17 protein-coding genes and 4 pseudogenes are annotated in these 18,462 nt (G+C 69.8%); 8 read left to right on the forward strand and 13 right to left on the reverse strand.

The window, feature by feature from the left end:
• Positions 1 to 114: 114 nt before the first annotated feature.
• A complete protein-coding gene (locus BLW82_RS01385; protein ID WP_143063631.1) occupies positions 115 to 1,092 on the reverse strand; it encodes a hypothetical protein in 978 nt (325 codons plus the stop codon).
• A 292-nt stretch (positions 1,093 to 1,384) separates the two neighbouring features.
• Here BLW82_RS01385 and BLW82_RS01390 point away from each other — a divergent pair, with 292 nt between their 5' ends.
• Positions 1,385 to 2,179 carry a leucine-rich repeat domain-containing protein gene (locus tag BLW82_RS01390; protein ID WP_256215584.1) on the forward strand — a complete coding sequence of 265 codons (795 nt, stop codon included), beginning with the start codon at positions 1,385 to 1,387 and terminating at the stop codon, positions 2,177 to 2,179.
• Between the two features lie 261 nt (positions 2,180 to 2,440).
• Here the strand turns inward: BLW82_RS01390 and BLW82_RS01395 are convergent.
• Positions 2,441 to 2,536 (reverse strand): annotated as a pseudogene (locus tag BLW82_RS01395) (GMC oxidoreductase); the annotation flags it as partial.
• Between the two features lie 138 nt (positions 2,537 to 2,674).
• Here BLW82_RS01395 and BLW82_RS01400 point away from each other — a divergent pair.
• Positions 2,675 to 3,058: a YybH family protein gene (locus BLW82_RS01400; RefSeq protein ID WP_256215585.1), complete on the forward strand. Its 384-nt coding sequence runs from the start codon at positions 2,675 to 2,677 to the stop codon at positions 3,056 to 3,058.
• 827 nt (positions 3,059 to 3,885) lie between these two features.
• On the opposite strand, the gene BLW82_RS01410 is transcribed toward BLW82_RS01400, so the two are convergent.
• Positions 3,886 to 4,272, reverse strand: coding sequence for a TraR/DksA family transcriptional regulator (locus BLW82_RS01410; RefSeq protein WP_093497076.1), 387 nt, complete (start codon positions 4,270 to 4,272; stop codon positions 3,886 to 3,888).
• Positions 4,273 to 4,330: 58 nt separating this feature from the next.
• Positions 4,331 to 5,401, reverse strand: a complete 1,071-nt coding sequence (locus BLW82_RS01415; protein ID WP_093497077.1) for an NADH:flavin oxidoreductase/NADH oxidase — start codon at positions 5,399 to 5,401, stop codon at positions 4,331 to 4,333.
• A 419-nt stretch (positions 5,402 to 5,820) separates the two neighbouring features.
• Between BLW82_RS01415 and BLW82_RS01420 the strand changes: the two genes are divergently transcribed.
• The 3 genes and pseudogenes from BLW82_RS01420 to BLW82_RS46145 form a co-directional block, all read left to right on the forward strand.
• On the forward strand, positions 5,821 to 6,378 hold the full coding sequence (locus BLW82_RS01420; protein ID WP_093497078.1) for a GNAT family N-acetyltransferase: 558 nt from the start codon (positions 5,821 to 5,823) through the stop codon (positions 6,376 to 6,378).
• A gap of 131 nt (positions 6,379 to 6,509) precedes the next feature.
• Positions 6,510 to 7,141: pseudogene (locus BLW82_RS46020) on the forward strand (transposase); the annotation flags it as partial.
• A gap of 29 nt (positions 7,142 to 7,170) precedes the next feature.
• Positions 7,171 to 7,350, forward strand: a pseudogene (locus BLW82_RS46145) (hypothetical protein); the annotation flags it as partial.
• A gap of 73 nt (positions 7,351 to 7,423) precedes the next feature.
• On the opposite strand, the gene BLW82_RS44175 reads toward BLW82_RS46145, so the two are convergent.
• From BLW82_RS44175 to BLW82_RS01435, 3 genes are all read right to left on the reverse strand, one after another.
• Entirely contained in the window at positions 7,424 to 7,720 is a 297-nt protein-coding gene (locus BLW82_RS44175; protein ID WP_177232795.1) for a DUF7336 domain-containing protein, read from the reverse strand.
• The gene (locus BLW82_RS01430; protein WP_093497079.1) at positions 7,720 to 8,031 is read right to left on the reverse strand and encodes a hypothetical protein; all 312 of its coding nucleotides are present in this window, start codon (positions 8,029 to 8,031) and stop codon (positions 7,720 to 7,722) included. Before BLW82_RS01430 ends, BLW82_RS44175 begins: the two co-directional genes overlap by 1 nt.
• A 292-nt stretch (positions 8,032 to 8,323) precedes the next feature.
• A complete protein-coding gene (locus BLW82_RS01435) occupies positions 8,324 to 8,827 on the reverse strand; it encodes a hypothetical protein (RefSeq protein WP_256215587.1) in 504 nt (167 codons plus the stop codon).
• Between the two features lie 302 nt (positions 8,828 to 9,129).
• Here BLW82_RS01435 and BLW82_RS01440 point away from each other — a divergent pair, with 302 nt between their 5' ends.
• From BLW82_RS01440 to BLW82_RS01450, 3 genes and pseudogenes are all read left to right on the forward strand, one after another.
• The gene (locus BLW82_RS01440) at positions 9,130 to 9,600 is read left to right on the forward strand and encodes a hypothetical protein (protein ID WP_093497080.1); all 471 of its coding nucleotides are present in this window, start codon (positions 9,130 to 9,132) and stop codon (positions 9,598 to 9,600) included.
• Positions 9,601 to 9,621: 21 nt separating this feature from the next.
• Positions 9,622 to 9,761: pseudogene (locus tag BLW82_RS01445) on the forward strand (IS5/IS1182 family transposase); the annotation flags it as partial.
• 454 nt (positions 9,762 to 10,215) lie between these two features.
• Positions 10,216 to 11,388, forward strand: a complete 1,173-nt coding sequence (locus tag BLW82_RS01450; protein WP_256215588.1) for an IS4 family transposase — start codon at positions 10,216 to 10,218, stop codon at positions 11,386 to 11,388.
• 745 nt (positions 11,389 to 12,133) lie between these two features.
• Here BLW82_RS01450 and BLW82_RS01455 read toward each other — a convergent pair.
• The 6 genes from BLW82_RS01455 to BLW82_RS01480 form a co-directional block, all read right to left on the reverse strand.
• Positions 12,134 to 12,694 carry a hypothetical protein gene (locus tag BLW82_RS01455; RefSeq protein WP_093497082.1) on the reverse strand — a complete coding sequence of 187 codons (561 nt, stop codon included), beginning with the start codon at positions 12,692 to 12,694 and terminating at the stop codon, positions 12,134 to 12,136.
• Positions 12,695 to 12,790: 96 nt separating this feature from the next.
• Positions 12,791 to 13,231 (reverse strand): DUF1153 domain-containing protein, encoded by a 441-nt coding sequence (locus BLW82_RS01460; RefSeq protein ID WP_093497083.1) that lies wholly within the window; start codon positions 13,229 to 13,231, stop codon positions 12,791 to 12,793.
• A gap of 95 nt (positions 13,232 to 13,326) precedes the next feature.
• On the reverse strand, positions 13,327 to 13,566 hold the full coding sequence (locus BLW82_RS46025) for a hypothetical protein (protein ID WP_305729039.1): 240 nt from the start codon (positions 13,564 to 13,566) through the stop codon (positions 13,327 to 13,329).
• A gap of 579 nt (positions 13,567 to 14,145) precedes the next feature.
• Positions 14,146 to 15,384 carry a 4-hydroxybenzoate 3-monooxygenase gene (locus BLW82_RS01470; RefSeq protein WP_256215589.1) on the reverse strand — a complete coding sequence of 413 codons (1,239 nt, stop codon included), beginning with the start codon at positions 15,382 to 15,384 and terminating at the stop codon, positions 14,146 to 14,148.
• Between the two features lie 113 nt (positions 15,385 to 15,497).
• A complete protein-coding gene (locus BLW82_RS01475; RefSeq protein ID WP_093497084.1) occupies positions 15,498 to 16,673 on the reverse strand; it encodes a cytochrome P450 in 1,176 nt (391 codons plus the stop codon).
• 197 nt (positions 16,674 to 16,870) lie between these two features.
• The gene (locus BLW82_RS01480) at positions 16,871 to 18,436 is read right to left on the reverse strand and encodes an MFS transporter (RefSeq protein WP_093497085.1); all 1,566 of its coding nucleotides are present in this window, start codon (positions 18,434 to 18,436) and stop codon (positions 16,871 to 16,873) included.
• Positions 18,437 to 18,462: the final 26 nt, after the last annotated feature.

Consider the following 18,462-nt stretch of genomic DNA (forward strand, 5'->3'; position numbering starts at 1 on the left):
CGCAGACGGCGTCCGACTGGTCGACCGGCCGCGGTTGCCAGGGCACCTCGATCGTCAGGCGGGCCGGCCCAGGAGAGATCACGAGTCCTCTCAACGGGGTTTGACGCCCGTGTCTCACGGCCTGCCCTCTCCGTTGGAAGCCATGAAGTCGTTCTCGACGGCGGGAGCGATGCGGGTGAGCCAGCGCTCGGTCTCTTCCGGTCTCAGGATCCGGTCGAGGCTGAGGGCGGGGACCATGTTCTGGAAAACCCGGCCGATGCCCATGCCATAGTCGCCGTTCGGTGGGTGCAGCACCAGCACCCGCGTGCCATCGAGGGGTTCGATGTCAGCGGGCACGCCTTCCGGGGAAACGTAGGCGCCGTGGCCGTCGAACAGGCGGAAACGCCGGATCGCCGGATTGCCGGGGCCCAGGTACGGGTCTGCGTCCGTCGCTGCCGCGACCCACGAGCGGTCGGGGCGGTCCCCCGGAACCATGCCTTGGCCGGAGTCGCCGACAAGCCGGTCCGCGAGCAGGATGTGCAGCTGGAAGTTGTCCCCGACACCGCTCATCGTGAGGCGGTATCCCCTGCGCGCAGGGGGGTGGAGGACGAGCAGAGTCTCGTCGTCGAGGACGGCAGCCAGGTCTCTCACCCAGGCGGCGCGCTGCGACCGGTCGGCGACCGCCGAGGCGTACTCCCGCAGTTCGGCCTTCACCTCTGGGCGCACCGCTGCCCGGAAGGGACCGTGCCCCCAGACGGCGATCAGCGCCCGGAGCCAGTCCTCCATGTCGAACCAGGACATGGCCATCCGAGTCATGTCCCCTTCGTCCGGGCACCCTTCGGCTCTGGCCAGGGTTGCCAGCGTCCGCACCAGCTCCGGCGCACTGCCACTCACCTGCTCCGGCAACGGCTGCCCGGGAGCCGCTTCGGCCCACCACTCCGGGACCAGACCGTTGAGCAGCATCGCCTCCGCGGCGCGCTGCGGCAACACGTCGGCCAACGGCATGGGGGAACCGCCCCACTCGACGCACGCCCCCGCCAGGACGGCCGTCTTGGCGAAGTCGCCCGCCAAACCCGGCAGCCACGGCGCAAGAGCCTCGACCGCGGCGGTCAAACTCGCGGGGCCTCCCGCACGCGCGGTGTCCACCAACCGCGACAACGCCCGCCTGTAGCCACTGTCCGAACCGGACCTCATCTGCGAGACGAGGCCGTCGACAAGGTGAGATATCTCCGAAGGCACGGCGGCACGCTAGCAGGGCGACGATCTCCACACCGCGGTTGGTGTCCGAGCGGCGTCAGGACGCGATGATCAGGGACGGTGGCACTCGTTGGCCCAGCTGCCGTAGCGGCCTTCGCTGGTGCTCGGACGGTGCCGTGGCAGGCACTGCGTTTCGTATCGTTGCGCCATGACGGACGAATCGCTTCCTGCGCAGGTCTTCCCCAACCGCTTTCCCGAGGCGATGGACTCCCGGCCCGGAGTGCCGCAGGACCACTGCCGCTGTCTCAGCCAGGGCCGTGTGAGCCCGCCCGGCGCGGTGACGTCCTTCCACGCCGAGATCCAGGACACCGGTGCTCCGGGCTGGCTCCGGCTGCTGGAGCTGATCGAGGAGGCGGCGGCCGATGGGCGGGAGGAGTTCCGCCCGCTGCCGGAACTGAGTCCTCAGGAACGGCGGCAGATCGTGACGCTGCCGGCGTCGATCGGGCGACTGACGGAGGTGCGGACCCTTGTGCTGTACGGAAGCAACCTGGTCCGGATACCCCCGGAGATCGGCGACATGACAAGCCTGGAGGAGTTCAGCCCCTACACGTCACGACGGCTGCACTGGTTCCCGTACGAAATCACGCGGTGCGCCCGGCTGGTGGACAGCACGGTGAGCACACGCTCGGTCTACGGCAACTACAAGTACCGGCCGCCGTTCCCGCGGCTGCTCCCGCCCGACGGCAGGGTGCTCGACCTAGAAGGCCTGCCTCCCGCTCGCTGGGGCACCACCACGGCCCGCACCTGCAGTGTCTGCGCCGGGCCCGTCCCGGCGACGGGCCCGCACCAGGCGTGGATCTCCCGGATGGTGGCGACCGACGTCCTGCCGCTCCTCGTCAACGCCTGCTCCCAGGAATGCCTCAACGCTCTGCCCCCTGGGGCGGAGGGCTACATCGCTGCGCCGCACCGGGGCGGCGCGATCGACCAGCCTCCGCCGCGCTGACCGCCGCCACCGGGGCCACCACCCTGCGTCCGCGGATGCCCGGCGCTCCGCGGCCCGTTGCGCCGGCCCGCCTGCCGGTCGTCGCCTTACGGCCGGCGTAGTGACCGGGTCTTCCCGACGCGGAGAGGCCAGCTCGTGCCTCCGCCGGAATCGGTCAGCGCGGTTCCCGTACCGGCCGCTGACCGCCGCCCGTACGGCCAGGGTCTCGTGGCGTCGGCGTTCCTGCGGGAGGGCCACCGTCTTCTGCCAGCGTGCCGTCACGATCAGCCCGGCGGCCTTTTCGGCGATCATGATCGTGGGGGCGTTGGTGTTTCCGCCGATGACGGTCGGCATGACGGAGGCGTCGACGACACGGAGTAGCTCGCACGAAAGCAGCGTCGGCCACACACGCTCCAGCCGTCCGGGGTAGCGCGTACCGGCGGACAGCGCCCCGATGCCGCGGGCCCGGGAGCCCACGCAGAGACACGGCAACGACATCCCCGGCATGATGCCGCCGTGACGAACCATGTATCCCTGGCAACCGAACTCGCCTCGTTCATAGGCAAGTACGAGCGGGTCAACAACAGTCATGACATCGAGCAGGTCGTGCCGTTCATCGCCGAGGACGCCACGTACTGGTTCTCGGACGGCTCCCATAAGGGCATCAGAGAGATCCGGTCCGCCATCGAGAAGACGTTCACGGAGATCCTCGACGAGGTGTACGAGGTCCGGGATCTGGAGTGGCCCGTGCTCACCGCGGATGTCGCGGTGTGCCGCTACCGGTTCTCCTGGACCGGCATCGTCGACGGCGCAGCGCGCTCCGGCCAGGGACGGGGCACCAACGTCATCGTGCGGCGGAACGGCGAGTGGAAAATGCTGCATGAGCATCTGAGCCCCTGACTCCCCCGACGGTCGGCCAGTTCGTCCTCCTGGTCCTGCTCGCCTTGACGCGCGAGGCGGTACGGCCGGGCGGTACTCCTGCCGAACCGCCGTCGCCGCCTGCCTGGCGACCAACGGGCCCAGCCAGCCGGGCGCTGAAAGTCACTCAGGGAAATTGGGTGAACGGAGGCCCGCGTCCAGCATGCGAATCAGTTCACCAACCCGTCCACCGCCACCTGATGCCGCCAGGAAGCGTTCGAGTACCCCCACGACGGCCGGTGTTGCGCACCGCACCACCCGCTCAACGTGGACGGCTCCAACGCCCGGACTGTCACCGGCGACGAACTCGGCCGCTCTGGCCGCGTGAGCGCCGGCCCCGAGAATGTGCCTGACCTGGGTGGCTTCGGTCAGCGGGTGCAAATAGGCGGCCGCTGCGGACATTGCGGCCCGAGCCGCCTCGCGCGCCGCCCCAGTATCCACACTTACACCCGCCCTGAGGGCAGCAGATGCCGTGTCGCGCAGGGACTTCCCCCGCTCACCACCCCGAGCGAACTCGACCATCGCGACGGACAGCGACGCCGCCGGGAACCCCGGACTTCCAGGATGGGCCGGACCTTTTCGGCCAAGTCGGCGTGACCTACACGTGAAATGCACAGCGCCACAGAGGCGGGAAGGCGCGAGCGGAGTGCGCAGCGTCGGAAATTCTCAGTCGCGTGCGCGCAGACTGCGTACCGGACCGCGAGCGGCTCCCGTGCCACGCCGCGACGCCGTGCCGGCCGGCGCCCCGGCGGGCGCGGCGCTCGGCAGTTGGGGCAGGACAACGTCTCGCGCCCTCAGCTGTGCACCCTTCAACGAGCTACGGCCGCGCAGCGCACGCAGGTTGTCGCAGCCGGGCGAACTTCGAGGCGCTCCGTCGGGATCGGCTCACCGCATTGCTCGCAGCGGCCGTAATCGCCTCTCTCCAACCGTTCGAGGGCGCGATCGAGATCGTTCAGATGCTCGCGTGCCTGGGACAGCAGGGCGGCGACGTGTGCCCGCTCGAAGGCCGTGCTCGCCCCCTCGGGGTCGTGCTCGTCGTCAATGGCCACCAGTGCATTGGCCTCGACGATCCCTTCGAACTCACGGCTGAGGACGGAAATCTGCTGCAACGTGCCGACACGGTCGGCCTCGAGCAGTGCCCGCATCGACTCGCCTCGGGGTGCGGGAAAAGCGGCATTCATGCATTGGTCGCTCATATCGGGTAAACCCTCGTTGTTGTGTACTGAATTCCTGGGTGCTCGGACGGCGACGGCCTCAGCGATGATGCGGGCGGCCACGCTGGTACTGCTTCGGCCACGGGACGTCGTCACCGAGTACGCGGGCCGCGCGGAGCGGCCAGGTCGGGTTGCGCAGCAGTTCGCGCGCGAGCATGATCGCGTCGGCCGAGCCGTCCACGAGGATCTGATCGGCCTGCTCCGGTGCGGTGATCAGGCCGACCGCGGAGACAGGCAGGGCCGCGCCCTCGCGGACGGTTCGGGCGAAGGGCACCTGGTAGCCGGGCTCCACTTCGACACGGGCGTTGTGGACGAGCCCGCCGCTGGTGATGTCAACCAGATCGACACCGTGGGTCACCAGGTGCCGCGACAGCTCGACCGTCTCCTGCGGGGTCCACCCGCCGTCGGCCCAGTCCGTGGCCGAGAAGCGTACGAACAGGGGGCGGTCCTCCGGCCACTGCGCCCGCACGGCGTCCGTGACCTGGACCAGGAAACGGCTGCGCCCGTCGAGATCGCCTCCGTACTCGTCGCTGCGGTGGTTGGACAGGGGTGACAGGAACTGGTGCAGCAGATAGCCGTGCGCGGCGTGGATCTCCAGGACCTCGAAGCCGGCGGACAGCGCCCGCGCGGCGGCCTCGCCGAAGGCCCGGACCAGAGCGCGGATGTCGCCCACGCCGAGCTCCCGCGGAGCCGGCCACTCGCCGAATGGCAGCGGCGACGGTGCGACCGTCCGCCATCCTCCGGCATCCGGTTCGACGTACACGTCACCCTCCCAGGGCGGTGCCGTCGACGCCTTGCGGCCGGCATGGGAGATCTGGATGCCGGCAACAGCTCCCTGCCCGTGGACGAAGTCGGTAATCCGCTTGTACGCGGCGGCCTGCCCGTCATCCCAGATGCCGGCGTCGGAAGGGGTGATCCGGCCCTCAGGCTCCACTGCGGTGGCCTCCTGCATGACCAAACCGGACCCGCCACGTGCCAGGGAGCCGAGGTGGACCAGATGCCAGTCCTGCGGGTAGCCGTCGACCGAGCTGTACTGGCACATGGGTGCCACCCAGGACCGGTTCCGGAAGGTTGTGCCGCGGAGGGTGAGCGGCGAGAAGAGACGGCTCATCGGAGGCCTCACAGGGGGTTGTGGGACGCCGAGTGCCCCGCAGCCGTCGAGCCGCGACCTGGGTTCCTGCGGGGCGCCCCGCACAGGGTGGAGCCCGAGTACCCCGGCCGCTCGTGGCACACACCACTTCCGCGAAACGCGTCTGAGCACCGGCTCACTTGTATTGTTCCTGGTCAAGCGATCCAGTCAGGCGATGCGTCCGCGCGCTCTTTGTTGCTCCCGCGCACCGACCCAGGGCGGGTCACTTCGCTGAGTGACTGGACTAATACACTCCGCTTGTGTTCTTTCCCGCTAGGCCAACCGCCAAGGCCAGGGGCCGAATGCGGCCCAAGCTGGCTGGCATGAAGTACCAGGTCACATGGGTTTCGAGGGGTCGGTGAAAGTCTGGCCTCGCACGTTGCAGCGTGATCGAATAGGGGATGACATCGTTCTGGACTGGCAAGCGGGTACGTCTGCGCGGTATCGAGCCCGAAGACTGGACGGAGTTCATGCGCTTCGCCGTGGAAGAGGAGCGGTTGGGAGACCTCCTGCGACCGCCCCGCTCCGCCGAGAGCTTCCGTACATGGGCGAAGGAGCAGGCCGTTGCCAAGTCCGATGGCGACAGCTTCAGGTTGGCAATCGAAGCCGTCGACACGGGTGACATAGTCGGTGCTGTCGGGTCGCCCCACGCTGATCCACGTGCGGGCTGGTTCGAATACGGCATCACGATGGGCGCTGAACATCGGCGCAAAGGTCTCGCGGCAGAAGCCGTGGTCATGCTGCTGCGCTTCATGTTCGAAGAGCGCCGCTATCACAGGTGTCAGGCGCGGATCTTCGCACATAACGAGGCATCGCTGGCACTTCATCGACGGCTCGGCTTTGTCGAGGAGGGCCGTCTCAGAGATCACGTGTTCTTTGCCGGTCGGCACCACGATCTGGTCATGATGGGCATCCTCGCTGACGAGTTTGCCCAGCTCCACTCGGTGAGTGAACGGTAAGCCGGCCCGCAGGTCACACGTCGAACCCTGCTCGGACTTGGTCGGCCATTTCGCAGTTCAGCGGACGTGATGGCGGTCTCCGTCGGATCCTGTGCTCCGTCACAGAGTGGCTCAGCACGAAGGCCGTGGTCGTGGGCCTGGAGCATCATGGCGTCCTGCGGGATGCGTTCGCGGAACTGTCACAATTGGGGTCGGAGCTGTACGCGTGTCTGACCGTCCGGGGCGACGCGTTGTTCGAGTTGTGAGACGCCCTGCTGTGCACCGACGAGCCGGTGCGGACGCTGATCGACCTGGCACTCACCCCGGAACACCGTCGTGGACACGGGGCTTTGTACGGCGGACTCAACCACGGACGGATCGACCTCGTCCGGCCGCGTCGGGCACTGGTCGAGGTGTCGTTGCCGAGGGCAGCGGACGGTCGTCTCGTGCTGGCGGTGGATGTCTCGCCGTGGTTGCGTCCAGACGCCAACACGTGTGCTACCCGGGCCTTTTGCCACACGTTCGGTCGGGGGGAGGGGCAAGCATCAGATGGTGCCGGGTTGGCCGTACTCGGTGGTCGCTGCGTCGGAGGACCGGCCGCACGTCTTGGACGGAGGTGCTGGACGCGGTCCGCTTGGAGCCAGGAGCCGATGTCGCCGCGCTGACCACGGTGGAGGTCCGCGAGGTCGTCGAGCGGCCGGTCGCCGCCGGCCAGTGGCGGCCGGGTGACCCCGGGGTCCTGGTCGTGCAGGACGCGGGATACGACGCTCCGCGCAGTGCCCACCGTCGCCGGCGGCGGAGCGGGATCGGGGAAAGGAGTTTGCCTGGCTGCACGGCTTCCGTCGCCTGCGTATCCGCTGGGAAAGGCGAGCCGGCATCCACGAAGCGTTCCTCAAACTCGCCCGCTGCCACATCACTGATCGGCAGCTCAGGGCGTTGCGCTGGCACTGGAACCGCTGGGCACTTCATAGATGTCCGTGGCTCATGCCATGATCCGGCGGTTCGGTCCCGCTGTGGAGTTGGCGGACCGTCGAGGAGAGATGCGACTGGAGGCGGTGGTGCCTGCTCAGTCGTTGGTTTGTTCGCCGACGAGGAATCCTTCGGCCCAGTGGGTTTGACCCACGGTGTACTCGTGCACGTGGAAGCCGTTGGGATGATCCCTGAATCCGGGTAGGGTGCGCGCCTGCTCGATGCGCTGTTCCGCCCGTTGCCGACTCGAGTAGAGGCCGAGGAACGTGAAGCTGTCCTCGTTGTCGTCCCAGAAGAGCGGTTCGCCGTCTTCCATGAAGTCGACGGTGGTGGGAGCGCCGGGCTCGTCCGCGAAGTGATGCCTGTGCACCAGGAGGTAGAGCGTCCGGTCCATCAGTCTCGCCTACGCCCTTCGGGGTACACCGTGACGAACCCCTGGTTCCACAAGTCCTCGTCCACGCCCACGGGTGCGATCTCGAAACAATCGGGTTCGTCCCGGAACCCTGGAAGCTTCCTGGAGATCTCCCGCTGTCTCTCCGCGACTGCCTGGTCCGGATAGATGCCGATGATTCTCCATTCCTCCTCGTTCAGGTGGATGGTGCCGTCCGCATCGAGATGGATGACCCGTTCGTCCTGTTCCACCGCGAGATGGCGCGCGTGCCACAGGACATAGAGATTGCCGTCAGGTTCGCGTTCGCCTGTCATGGCGGGAATTTTCCCCTGCAGGTGTGAGGCTCGGGGGCGGCAGAATTCGCCCCCCATAATGTGTCCGGTGGGTGATCGGAAACGTGAAGAGTGCTTTTGTGCTGCAATGATGGGAATTGTCTAGGGTCGTGTTGGCCGCAGGGAAAGAAGCACTCTCCAGGTGAAGAAGCGTATCCGGTCGTACGCACCCGCGTGTCCTCATCGAGGGCGGCGGCCTGGCGGTGGTCTCGCAGGCCGGGAGCGTGCTGCGGGTTTGGCTTCGGCGTTGTTCCGTGAGCGGTGGACTGGACGTTCAGACCTCTTCGTTCCTCAGCGGTGCGCTGTGCCAGCGGCCAAAGGCGCGGCGATGGTGCCTGGGCAACTCGGCGCGGCCGGTGGCCCAGAGCAGGGTGGGCCACCGGTCGGTATCCCTGGGCGCTTCGGGGAACAGCCGGGCCAGGGCTCGGTCACACAGGTCGGCGGGTGGAGCCCAGGGCAGGGCGAGGCCGGCAGCCACGTCATGGGTGTGTACCAAGGTCTCCACCACCCCCATCGCGGCGAAGCCCTCCGGGTCCGACACCCCGTAGGCGTGGAAGGCGCGGACCTGCGGAGAAACCGTCCGGACCATGGCCGTCAGAAGTCCGCAGCCGGCCTCCAGCACTTGCAGCAGCCCCTCAGGGCCGACGGCACGGTCAACGAACACCACGTTCGGCGGCCCGTCGGGCCGGTCACGCTGCCAGCGAAGTGGCACGAAACTGTTCAACGGAGGACGGGCCGGTGCGAGTTGGACCGCGTAGGCGAAAAGCCCGTCAGCCATGTGTTCCAGGGTCTCCCAACAGTCCCACGCCAAGTCTCCGGCCCGGACACTCCAGTCCGCTGCGAGCGCGTCTGCCAGCGTCGCTACTGCCGTTCGCACGGCCTGCTCGACATCTGCCGCCGTGACGGGCCCAGGCGTCGACTCGGGTGCTGTCAGCGATCCGTCGTCGCCCATTACGTGATCTTGTGACATGGGCTGACGCTACCGGACTCCCAGGCAAGGTCAGGCCAGCACAAGGCGGCCGGCGTCCGACAGCGGCGATGCTGTGGCTAGTCGGCGCGGGATATGGTCAACTCGCCAACGTGGACACCGTCTTGGCCAGCGTGGTAGCCGTCGCCGGCACGCTGATCGGCTCACTGAGCACTTATCTCTTCCAGCGCAGAACCACCGAGCACGCGGACGCCGTGGCACGGCAAGAACGTTTGCGGCAGGAGCGTCTGGCCGCCTACAGCGGATACGCCGGCGCCGTCACGGAACTCAAACGTGGCGTCATCACGCTGTGGTTCCGCCGAAGGGCATCCCCCCGCAACGAGGACGCCTACATGGCCGCACAGCTGGAGAGCGACCGGCTAGGAGCTGCGGCTGAAGCCGCCGCCTTCCATCTCCATCTGGTGGCAGACGACCCAGCACTCCGGCAATTGATGGACGCCGTATCCGCCAAGATCGACGCAATCGGCGAGGCCGATGACCGGCAACTGCTCATCAGACTCGAAAACGAGTTCGAACTTACGGTGCGTGCGTTCTTGCAAGCGGCTGCCCAGCGGATCCGCTGATCGCCGGGCCCGGTCCGTTGGGTCCGGGCCCGGGTCGAGCACGTCTTCTCGCGGATGAAGACGTGGAAGATCCCGCGCGACTGCCGCTTGCGTGCGGAGCCGGAGTGCACCACGCCATGGTCGGCGTCGCACGGCTCCACAACCCTGCTCTCAGCGGATGAGCTGGTCCCACCTCACTGAGAAACTCCGCACGTCCGCACGGCGTCATGACGCCGTGCGGCGAGGTGGAGACGGTGGCTACCTCGTCGTTCTCCGGCAGGCCGTGGCCTTCGGCAACACACAGGCGACGGTGACCTCCACCGGATGGGTCGCGTGGGGGCCGACCCCGCCCATCGCCGCGACGATCGGGGCCTTGTCCGCCAGTGACCAGCACCGTCCCGCCGCGTTCGTGAACTGAACCTCGACCACTCCGCGCCACGGCTCATCATCCACCCAACGGACCGCCTCACAACGCAGCTCAAAACACGTACGCCCTTGCAGCCGAACGAGGTCAACACTCAGCGCCGGTATGCCGCGACGCGCCAGCTGTCGACGTACGGACAGCCTTTAGCAGCAATGCCGTTGCGTTAGCTCGTGGGCGTACGCTGTTGTGCAGTGTTCCCGGGGGTGGTTCGGGTGTCTGCGGATGTCGGCGAGTTATCAGGCTTGGGTTTGCTGACCTGGGTGTACCCGTCCGGTCTGGTGGATCGTGCAGTGGCCGCGTGCGGTCGTGCGGAACAGCGCAGGCGCCTGCTGCCGGCCCGGCTGATGGTGTATTTCGTGCTCGGGCTGGCCCTGTTCTCGCCGGCGCCGTATCTGGACGTGATGAGGCATCTGGTCGAGGGCCTGCGTGGCCAGGGCCTGCTGGGTGACTGGCGCATTCCGGCGAAATCGTCACTGTTCCGGGCCCGTCAGCGGCTGGGTCCCGAGCCGCTGCGGGTCCTGTTCACCACGACCGCGAAACCGATGGGCACCGAGGGAACTCCGGGGGCGTTCTGGCGGGGGCTGCGGCTACTGGCAGTGGACGGGACCTGCTGGGACGTTGCCGACAGCGCGGCCAACGAGGCTGCCTTCGGCCGCCCCGGAAACAGCCGCGGCCACGACAAGAGTTCCTTTCCCCAAGTACGGATGGCCTGCTTGATCGAGGTGGGCACGCACCTCGTGCTGGACGCCGAGCTGGCCGGCTGCCGCACTGGGGAAGTCACCCTCGTAAGCCGCCTGCCCCGCTCCTGCGGGCCGGGACAACTCGTGCTGGCCGACAGGGAGTTCCTCGGTGTGCCGTTGTGGCGGGCCTTCACCGCTACCGGCGCCGACCTGTTATGGAGGGTGCCGGCCAACCGGGTCCTGCCCGTTGACCGGATCCTGCGGGACGGATCCTGGCTCTCCCGCATCCACGCTCACACCGATCCCGCGCACACCGACCCGGTCACGGTGCGGGTGCTGGCCTACCAGCTGAACGGCACCGGCCACGCGGGCGAGGACTACCGGCTGGTGACCAGCCTGCTCGATGCCCGCCGCCATCCCGCCCGCCAGCTGGCCGCGCTGTATCAGGAGCGCTGGGAGGCGGAAGCCGTTTTCGCCGAGCTCAAGACGCATCAACGCGGAGCCCGCGTGGTGATCAGCAGCAAAACACCAGAAGGTGTCCTGCAGCAGATCTGGGCACATCTGCTGGTCCACCACGCGCTACGCGAGCTGATGGTGAGAACCGCCGCCACCCGGAGTCTGGATCCCGACCAGGTCTCCTTCACTGAGACCTTGCGCTCTGCCCGGCGCAGCGTGACCGTCACGCCGGGCAGTTTTTCCCCCTGACCTGCTGGTGAGAGCGCTCGTCCTGCTCCAGCATGACCTGCTGGAACGACTCCTGCCGCACAGACGCCTGCGCAGCCAGCCTCGCGTCGTCAAACGCAAGATGTCCAACTACCGCCTCAAACGGGCCGAACACCACACCTGGCCCCAGCCCACCCGCACCGGAACCCGAGCAGTGCGCATCAAACGACCCAAACCCGCCGACCCATAAAGCAACGGCATTGCCTTTAGCAGTGCTTCGTTACGTCGGGTGATCCCTCCTGGTGGTGGGATCTTTGGTGGTATGAGGCCGGGGGGTCGAGCGGCTCCGCGTGACTTGTCGGAGTGCGTTGCCGATGTGTTCGCATCGGTGTCGCGGCGGGATCGGCGGCGTTGGGGTGAGCGCCGGCGAGGAGATCACCGCGCGGCTGGTGCGCGAGTTCGCCAAGCGGGGCGAGGTGGTCGTCGCCACCACGGTGAAAGCCACCATGGGCCCCGCGGCCAACGCCGGCGGTCTGTCCCGGGCGGCGATCCTCACCCGGGTGGACGAGAGTCTGGGTCAACTGGGCACTGACCACGTCGAAGGTCAGCAGGGGCCGTTACCTCGGGGAGTCCTCGATGTGGACCTGGCGGACCCGGTGTGCCTCCATGCAGCACCAGTACAACCTGCTGCCCCCGGCCAGGCCCACGGCATCGGCGTCCGGTGCGCCGGTGCCGGCGGCGCTTCGTTCGGGCGGGTTCGTTCGGTTCAGATGATGCCGGGGGCCCGTCAGCCGATGCCGCCATCGCCGCCCGCGCCACCACGGCCGCCGGTTGTGCAGCCGAGGCCCAGGCAGATCCCGCCGGTGCCGCCCGTGCCGCCGCGGCCGCCGTCGCCGGTGCCCACCGCGGCTCCGCCCGTGCCGCCCGTGCCGCCGTTGGCACTGCCGCCGCAGATCCCGGCGCAGATTCCGCCCGCTCCGCCGATGCCGCCCTCACGTCCGGGCGCGCCGGCCGTACCCGTGCCGCCGTTGGCGCTGCCGTTGCACAGTCCGGCGCAGATCCCCCCGCCCTGGCCGCCGTTGCTCCCGTTGACGGTGGCGTTGCAGTTGCCCGCGCAGACCCGGTCGCCGATGCGCACACTGCCGTCGCCCGCCCGGACCGCACCGAACTGGATGTGGCCGCTGCCCGGCCCGGCGCTGTCGGCGGGCAGCTGCCGAGCGGCCGCGACGGCCGTGCGGGTCTGCGGCGCCGCCGTCGCCGCGGGGGCCAGCGCGCCGGCCGCGACACCGGCGGCGAGGGCGGCCGAGGCCGTGAGTCCGAGACGGGCCTTCCAAGAACACGTACGCATGGCATTCCTCAATTCAGATCTCATTCAGATTTCCGGATTTCCGCATGGCCAAGGAACGCCCCGGCCCGCAGCGGGCCGGGGCGTCGCGGATTTCACTCAGGACCCGAAGAGGGAATCCAGGCCCAGCAGTGCGGCCCAGTCCCCGCCGCGAAGTTGTCGGTCCCAGGTGTCGAAGTCCTTCTCGGAGATCTTGTATTTCTTGACGACGTCGGACTTCTTCACCTGCCCGGACTCCACGGCCAGGACGATCCGCGCCCTGTCCAGGCCCGTGAGATCCGACTTCGGTCTGTCGGGCAGGTCGCCGAGCGTGAGGCAGCCGGGGTGGCCGGGCTTGCCGGGCTCTCCCGGCCGGCCGGGCGCACCGCCCTTGCCGCCTTCCCCGCCCTTGCCGCAGTGCGACGCCGGGGCGGCCAGGGCCGTGCGCCTGGTGTCCGGGGTGCTGCCCGGCGCGGCCTGGGCGGCGCACGCGGTGCCGGCGGCGAGGGCCACCGAGGCCAGCGCCAGGACGAACGGACGCTGCCAGCGATTTTGGGACATGAGGGTTCTCCGTTTTCCGTGGTCAGGGTCGGGGGGCCGGTGGCGGGTGGGGGCGGAGGCCTGTTCGGGCCTGCGCCCCCACCGGGGAGGGAGGGTCAGAAGAGGCTGCCGCCGCCGGCGCCGCCGGCACCGCCCAGGCCGCCGAAGAGGACGCCGAGCCCGCCCGTGCCGCCCTTGCCACCGGAGCCGCCCTGGAAGACCCCGAAGCCTCCGTTACCGCCCTTGCCTCCGTTGCCGCCCTTGAGGATGCCGTCACCGCCGGAGCCGCCGGAGCCCGCGCTGCCGCCGAACAGGCCGGTGCCGCCGTTGCCACCTCCACCACCGTTGCCGCCCACGACGCCGTCGCCGCCCCCGCCTCCCCCGCCCCACCGCCGCCGGACAGGATGCCGTTGCCGCCGTTGCCGCCCCTGCCTCCGTCACCGCCGGCGCCCAGGACGCTGCCACCGCCGGAGCCGCCGGAGCCCCCGCCGCCGCCTATGAGGCCGCCACCGCCCGCACCTCCGTCGCCGCCGGCACCGCCACCGTGGACGAAGCTCACGACAGGCGCGGCGGGCATCGGTGCGGCCATCGCCGCGGACGCCGGCAGCAGCACTCCCCCGGTGACCACTGCGGCCGAGGCCGCGAGCGCCGCGAGACCGAGACGCCGACGCCCGGAACGGTTTTTGCTGCTGGTGCGAAAAATACGGTTCATGGGTGCTCTCCTGTCGATGCGCGGGGTTTTCTTTCTTCCCCTGAGATTCCGGTGCGGATTTCCGTCCCACCGTGCCGCCTCATGTGTGTTCCGGATTTCTTCTCCGGTGAGGCCCGCACTTCAAGTAGGCCCTGCGGACTCCGCACGGTCACGTTCCGAGGGGTCGTGACTTGACCCGATGGAGCAAATCGGGTAAAAGGCGCAAACGGGCGGCGTGTGGCGGTCAGCGGCCTGTGGAGGTGGGGCGCTCCTGCGCCGGGTCCAGGCCGGCCATCAGTTCCGCGAAGGCGCGTACGGCCGCCGGGGAGGTGAAGAGCCTGTCGAGGCGGGCCCGGGCCAGGCGGTGCAGGAAGGGGCCGCAGTGGGTGCTGTCACCGGCGTCGTGGACCGTCCGGGTCAGCCAGTGGGAGAACTCCTGGTCGCTCCAGACGCGCCGCAGGCAGCGCTCGGAGTAGGTGCGCAGCGCGGTGTCGTCCCCGTCCCGGACGTGGTCGCGGACGGCGCGGGCGAAGAGGTCGGCGTCGTACAGGGCGAGGTTCATGCCCTTGCCGCCCATGGGGGACACGATGTGGGCGGCGTCCCCGACGAGGAACAGCCGCCCGTACTGCATGGGGTCGGTCACGAGGCTGCGCAGCCGGAAGGTCTCGCGGTCGGTGACCGGGCCCGCGGCCAGGCCGGGGTCGCCGAGCCGGGTGCGCAGCGCGTCCCAGACCCGGTCGTCGGGCCACGCGCCGGGGAGGTCGCCGGGCGGGCACTGGAGGTAGTAGCGGCTGCTGTACGGCCCGCGCGGGAAGTGCGCGGCGAAGCCCTGCGCGCTGACGGCGAGCAGGGGGTGGGCGGGGGGCGGGGCGTCGGCGAGGACGGTGAGCCAGCCGATGCCGTGGTCGAAGGTGTGGGCGGTGAGGTGGCCGCCGGGAACGGCGCTGCGGGTGACCCCGTGGTCTCCGTCGCAGCCGGCGACGAACGCGCAGGTGATCGCGTGCGGGGTGCCGTCGGCGGAGCGGTAGCGGACCACCGGGCGCTCCCCCGTCAGGCCGTCCAGGGTGACGTCGGCCGCCTCGTAGCGCAGGTCGCCGCCGCCGGCGAGGTGGGTGGCGGTGAGGCGGTGGACGAGTACCTGCTGGGGGCACAGACGTGCCCCGGGGCCCTCTCCCCCGCCGCTGTCGTCGACGAGGTGGCGCACGCCGTCCACCCGGAACTCCAGGATGCCGTCGTGCGGCGGGCCGTCCAGCACCAGGTCGGCCAGACCCCAGGACTCGAACATCCGCACGGCGCGGGCCTCCACGATGCCGGCCCGCTGCCGCTGCGCCACATGCTCGCGGCTGCGGCGCTCCAGGACGACGCAGTCCACGCCGCACCGGCGCAGCAGAGCGGCAACAGTCAGGCCGGCCGGGCCCGCACCGACCACGACGACGGTCGCGGACTCCCGCACCTCGTCCAACTGCCGCTGCGCCTGGCCCACTTGGTACCTCCGCAGTCAGCGTACGGCCTTTCCCGCAACGCCTGGCCACAACGGGGACGGCCGCAACGGGGATGTCCCCACGGCTCGGTGCTCGAAGCGGCCGTCGAGGGTCGTCAGGCCGGAACGTCCCAGTGCACGTGGAGGCCGGCCGGCTTGCGGAAGACCAGGCCGTGCGGGGTGGCGGGAATCTGCGGGTCGAGGCGGAGGCCGGGGAGGCGTTCGAGCAGGCGCTGGAGGGCGATGCGGGTTTCCAGGCGGGCCAGGTGGGCGGCGAGGCAGTGGTGCGGGCCCTGGGCGAAGGCCAGTTGGAGGCGGGCCTCGGCGCGGCGGACGTCGAACCGGTCCGGGTCGGTGAAGACGGCAGGGTCGCGGTTGGCGCCGGTCAGGGAGACGCTGACGAGGTCGCCGCGGCGGATGGCGGCCGGGCCGAGCACGGTGTCGCGGGTTGCGTAGCGGTCCACCACGGCCGCGCCGGGCTCCAGCCGCAGGGACTCCTCGACGGCTCCGTCGAGCAGACCGGGATCGGCCTGCACCAGGGCGAGTTGGCCGGGGTTCCGCAGCAGGTGGAGCAGGGCGTTGGTGATCATCGCCTCGGTCGTCTCGATGCCGCCGAACATCAGTACCGCCGCGTTGGAGGCCACTTCGGGCACGTCCAGTTGGCCTGCGGCGGAGACGAGGAGCGAGGAGGCGTGCGGGTCGGCGACGGTTGCCTCAACGGCGGCCCGCAGCTGTGCGTAGGCGGCGGGACCGGCCGGGCCCGCCGTCAGGCCCTCGGTGATGTCCGAGACCGACCGTACGATGGCGTCGTACCAGGAGAGCACCGTGTCGGTGGTCGTGCCGACCAGGCCGAGGGCGTCGGTGACGACGGCCACCGCGAGCGGTCCGGCGAAGGCGCGGCGCAGTTCGGCGGCGCCCTCGGACTCCAGTGCGGTGATGAGGCGGTCGGTCTCGCTTTCTATGAACGCGGCGAAGTTGTCGTGCACCCTTCGGGGCCGGAAGGGGGCCGCGAAGGGCTCGCGGTGGCGGGCGTGCGCGGCGCCGTCCAGGGACAGCATGCTCGGTCCGACGACCTGGGCGGTGGTGAAGCGGGGGTCGTCCACGGTGAAGGTGGCGGCGTCCCTCATCACGTCCAGCCCGAGGTCGCGGCGGGTCACCAGCCAGCCGTTCAGTTCGGGCAGCCACGACACGGGCTCGTGGGCGCGGAGCAGTGCCAGGCGCGGGTGCGGGTCCCGGGCGAGTTCGGCGAGCGTGGTCGAGGCTCCGAGGGGGAACGAGTCGGCGGTGCTCATCGCGCTGTCCGGCCGGGAGGAGGGAATCCGTTCACATCGCATCGTAACCACGGCGCCCCCTCCGCCCGTTCACCGGTCCTGGCGGGCGAGCCTCCCACGAGGTCGAGCGGGGGGGGTGTTTTCGGAGGGATGCCGGATCACGAAGCGTCTGACCCCGTACCGGTCGAGGGGGCGTCCTGTGTTCGGCTCGTGCCCCGCTACTCCTTTGCGGGCTCGTCCTGCGAAGGGGCTCGGCCGCGGAGCGTGACGAGGGTCAGGAGCGCTGAGAACAGTGCGGCCGAGCCGCAGACGACGAAGCCGATCGAGTAGCCGTGGCCGAGGGCGTCCAGGGCGAGCGGATGCAGGTCGGCGAGGTTCGGTGAGGCGGCCGAGGCACCGTTCACCGCGAGCGGACCGCCCTCTTCCAGCACGGCCGAGCCGGCGCCCTTGAGTGCCTGCGGCAGCGCCGAGTCGTGCAGGGTGCCGGAGAAGGTGCTCGCCGCGCGGCTCAGGGCCACGGCACCGATGACGGCCGGGCCGAGGGTGAAGCCGACGTCCCGCAGCAGGTTGGTGGTGGCGCTCGCCATGCCGGCCAGGTGCAGCGGGACGGTGTTGACGGCCGTTGCCGTGATCGACGAGACGGTGATCGCGAAACCCACGCCCACCAGACCGAGGGGCAGGATCAGCGAGGTGAAGGCGCCGTCGGTGATCGGCAGGGTGGCCGCCCAGTAGTCGCCCGCCGCGATCAGCAGCAGCCCCGCGCCCAGCAGCAGCCCCGGTGCCACGGTTCTCAGCAGCCGTTCCGTCAGCGGCAGCATCGCGAGGGTGATGCCGTTGAGCAGGACGAATGCCAGGGCGGTCCGCATCGGGGCCTGGTCCTGCACCGGGCCGAGCCGGATGCTGACGGAGTAGGCGGTGCCCAGAAAGGCGAACATCCCGACGACGGCCACGACGGAGGCCACCGCGAAGGCGCGGTTGCGGAACAGGTCCAGGCGCAGGAGCGGGGACTTCGCGCGCTTCTCGGCCAGGACGAAGACGGTGAGGAAGACGGCCGCCAGGACGAAGGAGACGATGATCGAGGGTGATGACCATCCGTCGGTGGGGCCTTGGATGATGGCGTAGAGCAGGGAGAACAGGCCGAGGCCGATGGTCAGTTGGCCCGCCACGTCCAGCGAGCGTCCCTCGGGGGCGCTCGAGTCGACGACGAACAGGGCGCTGATGGCGGCACTCGCGACGGCGATGGCGGTGACCACGACGAAGGACCATCGCCACGAGCCGTAGGTGGCGGTGATGCCCCCGAGCAGGGGTGCGAGGAACCCGCCGGTGGAGAGCAGGGCCGCCCACATCGCGATGACCCGGGCCCGTTGTGCGGGCGAGGTGGTGCCGGCGGCCAGGATGGCCAGCGAGGTCGGGAACAGTGCGGCGGCCCCCAGGCCCGACAGGGCCTGTCCGGCCCAGAGCTGGTGGACGCCGGAGGCGGTGGCGCTGACGAGCTCGCCCACCGCCAGCAGCGAGGCGCCGCCTGTCAGCAGCCGCTTGCGGCCGAAGAGGTCACCGAGCAGGCCGAAGGTCAGCTCCAGTACGGCGACCGGCAGCAGGAAGGCGTCCGAGATCCAGGTGAGCTGCGAGCCGACCGGGTGCAGGTCGGACTGGAACAGTCCGTTGAGCGTGGCCGGTATGGCCAGACCGATCTGGGCGAGGCAGACGGCGACGAGGCCGGCGACCAGGGTGCCGGTGGTCAGTTCGCGGCCGACGTCGGTTCTGGCGGGGGGTTCGGTCGTCATGGACACGGAGGCTCCTGGGGCGTGCG

Source organism: Streptomyces sp. Ag109_O5-10 (assembly GCF_900105755.1).
Taxonomy (GTDB): domain Bacteria; phylum Actinomycetota; class Actinomycetes; order Streptomycetales; family Streptomycetaceae; genus Streptomyces.